Here is a 4,090-nt window from a genome sequence, read left to right on the forward strand (position 1 = left end):
CTAAAAAGTGGTCGATGCCAATCCGTAACTGGACGTCTGCTCTGAATCGTTTTATGATTATGTTTGATGACCGTATCAGTAAGCATTTAATCTAAATGGCAGTTACACAGAATCTGGGATGGTCTCTAATCATCGCGTCCACGTTCAGCCTTCACTTTAATTTTACGATCGCCCTTTTTATATTTAACGTCTTTGACACGGTAGCCCATACTGCTGACTTTACTAGCCGCTCGGCGCTCGATAGTAGATGATGAGACGTTTTTGTCAGCTTTTTTGTTCTTGTGCTTTTTGTGATCTTTACTGTCCTTATAGACATCTCCGTAGATGTCATCGTAGACATTGGAGCCATTAGGGGTAGTCACACAGCCAGTTGTTACTACTAGTAATGCGGCAACAATACTACCAGATACTACATTTTTTAGTGCCAAAGGTAATATGGTTCTCATAAAAATTTTCTCATAACAGGACATTGTTGAATACAGATTGCTTTGCAATGCTTCAAGATATCTAGCCAACACTCAGGTCAGTAAAGTTGATGATTTGCTTTTGCTTCGATTGACAGATATATAGAGTCGCTCTAATAAAGGCGGCATTAGCACAATCAGTCTTTTTTGACTCTAATAACCTCTAGAGTTGGGTAACTCAGCAATATCTCATATTTCTGTGAACCGCGTCTTGCTTCAACTTCAAAGACACCGCGCTTGTTCTTTTCTTCAAGATCTATATCTTCGACACGGTAGCCCATCGCTCTGACTTTGTTGATCGCACGGCGCTTGATAGCGGGGTAACGTGACTCTCTCTTGATACTGTCTTCGACATCCCCTTTTTTATAGCGTTTATTCCCTTTGTATTTGTCATCATCCTTGTACTTATCTTTTTTATATCGGTCATTGTCTCGTTGGTACTTGTTGTTTTTACCATTATTTGACCACGCTATCTTATTTGAGTTGATGAGTCTCAGAGTAGGATAAGCATATTTGACCTCATAAGCTTGGTTGTTCTTTTTGACAAAAGCCGTAATTGCGCGCTCGCCGCGATAACTGTCAGGTCTAATATCCATCACCTGATAGCCTTTGCGGCGCAGATCTTGACGTAATTGCTGGCTGACACGATTAAAACTATCGTTTTGACGGTTATTATCGACACGATATACACGTTGGTTATCATAGCCTGGACCAACTACTGTACAACCGACAGTTGTACCTGATAACGTAAGGGCAAGGCTAGTAGATAAAGCGGTCTTAAATGAGAACGGCTTTATAGTTTTCATAGTTCGATATCCTATAAGGTTTCAAAGGGCTATAAGGTAAAATGCTGGTACTGATTAAAAAAATAGGCTGCTGGGTAGGGTAATCTTTGTTTAAAAGTTCACAGTTGTTATCATCGGAAAGTACGTCTAGAAATGTTTTCTTACATTATCTATAGTAAGATGCAAAACTTTATATTAAGTGTCATTTGCGTTAGTAAGTTGTAATCGTTGCTATAATCCAATCGATGTAAGCATATGCTTACACACAATGACGTTTACGCGACTTAACATGAGAGTGAGATTTAGGCATTATAGTCACACGGCATTAGGGAATGTGACTCAAGGATTGAGTTGACCGCATTAAGGATAATGATTCAGCTATCACCATCAGGATGATAATGATAGTTGAAGTAAGGACACATACCCTTTGCTGATAGCAGCAATTAACAGTGAGCTGTAATGTAGTAATAAGGGCAGGATGCCCAGTATCGCAATATACTAACTATTTGTGCAAGGATGCATAGAAATTAGTCCGCGATAGGTAACATGGATGGTTAACAATAAAACCGCATAACAATTAATTGCTATGCGGTTTTATCGTGTCTGGATGACGCTCATTGTTATTACTATTTAATTATCGGGAGTTTCCTAAAAACTGTGTAACTGCTTATAATCCATTAACCGGAGAATAAGCAATGACTACTCAATCTGACATTAAAAAACTGGCCGAGCAAATGGCTGGTAGCATGAAAAGCTTCGATGACATCAAAGATTTTCAAAAGCAGCTCATGCAATCCTTTATTGATACTGCCTTAGAAGCTGAGATGGAAGACCATCTCGGCTATCCCAAGCATGAAAAGGCGGATAAACCTAATAAGCGTAACGGGCACACTAAAAAGACCGTCCGCAGTGACACAGGCGATCTTGAGATATCTACCCCAAGAGACCGTGATGGTGACTTTGAACCTACACTTGTGCGCAAGCATCAAACCCGTATCTCAGGGCTTGATGATAAAATCATATTTCTTTACGCCAAGGGCCAAACCACCACTGAAATTGTCGAAACCATCAAAGACATCTACGACGTTGATATATCAAGCTCTCTTGTCTCAAGAGTCACGGATAAACTCTTAGATGACATCACCGCATGGCAGAACAGGCCACTGAGCAGCATCTATCCTATTGTCTATCTAGACTGCATCGTCGTGAAGATACGTCAAGACAAGCAGATCATCAACAAAGCCATTTACTTAGCCCTAGGCGTTAACCTTAACGGTAAAAAAGAGCTGCTTGGTATGTGGCTCTCAGAGAATGAAGGCGCTAAGTTCTGGCTAGGTGTTCTTACCGAGCTTCAAAACCGTGGCGTACAAGACATCTTAATCGCTTGTGTCGATGGTCTAAAGGGCTTCCCTGATGCCATTAACACCGTCTATCCAAAGGCACAGGTTCAGCTGTGTATCGTACACATGGTACGTTACTCCATGAAGTTTGTACCTTGGACAGATAAGAAGGCCGTAGCGGCTGATTTAAAGGCCATCTACGGCGCTGATACCCTTGAGATGGCAGAGGCCAATCTTGAGCACTTTGATGAGACTTGGGGCAAAGATTACCCGCACGTGGTCAAGTCTTGGCGTAATAACTGGGAGGGCTTAACGGTGTTCTTTGAGTATCCGAAAGACATCAGAAAAGTGATTTATACCACCAATGCGATAGAGTCGCTAAACAGTGTGATTCGGACAGCGGTGAATAAGCGTAAGGTCTTCCCGTCTGATCAGGCAGCGTTTAAAGTGGTGTACTTAGCCACCCAGCAGGCATCCAAAAAGTGGTCGATGCCGAGTCAACACTGGACGTCTGCTCTTAATCGCTTTATGATTATGTTTGATGATCGTATTAGTAAGCATTTAATCTAAATGGCAGTTACACAGAATCTGGGATGGTCTCTAATTATCGAAACGCATATACTATCTAAAATATTGATGGTTTATAACGAGTCTTTATTTAATAACTAGCTTTTATTTGACGGTTAATATTTATTTGATTATTGATATTTATCCGACGTAAAAAAAACCGCATATATTAATATGCGGTTTTTTATTCTTATTAAGAAATTACTATTTTTCTGAATAAAGCCAATTAGTATTTGTTTTCGCGGCGCCAGTCGTCTACTTCACGCTCTGCATCTTCTTTAGCATGACCATAGCGCTCTTGGACACGACCGACTAGTTTGTCTCGGCTACCTTCGACATGGGTGAGATCATCATCAGTCAACTCTGCCCACTTTTGCTTAGCCGAACCTTTCATTTGGTTCCATTCGCCTTTTAGAGTATGTTCGTTCATTGTATTATTCCTTTTGTTGAACTTATTGTCTTCGGTTAGTTTTAACGCTTCTTTTCTAATACTTCTTCTTTGTTATTGGATGATATTTATTATTATATTATTTTTATTTTAAAATCTTTATTTTGTTTATTGTTATTCTAGCTATTATTATTTTATTTATGATTCACAAGTATAGTTGGTTATTTTCAAATATCTTGTGAAATCAAATATAGGACTTTTCAATTCGACTGTCTGTATGTGCTATGTTTATAGTGTTACTTAATTATAGTGAACGTTCGCCAAGTGTTATCGACACGGACGCTGTGATAGTGCAGCGTAAATTGCGTCTATTGTGCGTAATAGCATTAAACTGGATATGGAAATATAAGCGCAATCAAATATAGTCAGTTCTTTTTAAATAAGATACAATCATTTTAAAGCAAGCGAAATAGCAGAAGAACAAATGACCTATTCAGCAGATTTTCGAGCACAAGTGATTAAAAGTGTCAAAAACAAAGACATGAG

The 4,090-nt window shown here is 39.4% G+C and carries 4 protein-coding genes; 1 reads left to right on the forward strand and 3 read right to left on the reverse strand.

Translation table 11 applies throughout. From position 1 onward, the window contains the following. Positions 1-125: 125 nt before the first annotated feature. Entirely contained in the window at positions 126-446 is a 321-nt protein-coding gene (locus tag NJD71_RS13295; RefSeq protein WP_319052382.1) for a hypothetical protein, read from the reverse strand. Positions 447-601: 155 nt separating this feature from the next. Next, positions 602-1,270, reverse strand: coding sequence for a hypothetical protein (locus NJD71_RS13300; RefSeq protein WP_319052383.1), 669 nt, complete (start codon positions 1,268-1,270; stop codon positions 602-604). A gap of 674 nt (positions 1,271-1,944) precedes the next feature. Here NJD71_RS13300 and NJD71_RS13305 point away from each other — a divergent pair. Then, positions 1,945-3,159 carry an IS256 family transposase gene (locus tag NJD71_RS13305; protein ID WP_319052384.1) on the forward strand — a complete coding sequence of 405 codons (1,215 nt, stop codon included), beginning with the start codon at positions 1,945-1,947 and terminating at the stop codon, positions 3,157-3,159. A gap of 223 nt (positions 3,160-3,382) precedes the next feature. Here the strand turns inward: NJD71_RS13305 and NJD71_RS13310 are convergent, their stop codons facing one another. Then, entirely contained in the window at positions 3,383-3,586 is a 204-nt protein-coding gene (locus NJD71_RS13310; RefSeq protein WP_319052385.1) for a CsbD family protein, read from the reverse strand. Between the last annotated feature and the right edge of the window lie 504 nt (positions 3,587-4,090).

Origin of the sequence: Psychrobacter sp. PP-21 (assembly GCF_033790785.1) — a bacterium.
GTDB lineage: Bacteria > Pseudomonadota > Gammaproteobacteria > Pseudomonadales > Moraxellaceae > Psychrobacter.

Excerpts from the sequence above, each read along its gene's own strand:
- NJD71_RS13295 (WP_319052382.1), bottom strand. The coding sequence starts at position 446 with ATGAGAACCATATTACCTTTGGCACTAAAAAATGTAGTATCTGGTAGT.
- NJD71_RS13305 (WP_319052384.1), top strand. The coding sequence starts at position 1,945 with ATGACTACTCAATCTGACATTAAAAAACTGGCCGAGCAAATGGCTGGT.
- NJD71_RS13300 (WP_319052383.1), bottom strand. The coding sequence starts at position 1,270 with ATGAAAACTATAAAGCCGTTCTCATTTAAGACCGCTTTATCTACTAGC.
- NJD71_RS13310 (WP_319052385.1), bottom strand. The coding sequence starts at position 3,586 with ATGAACGAACATACTCTAAAAGGCGAATGGAACCAAATGAAAGGTTCG.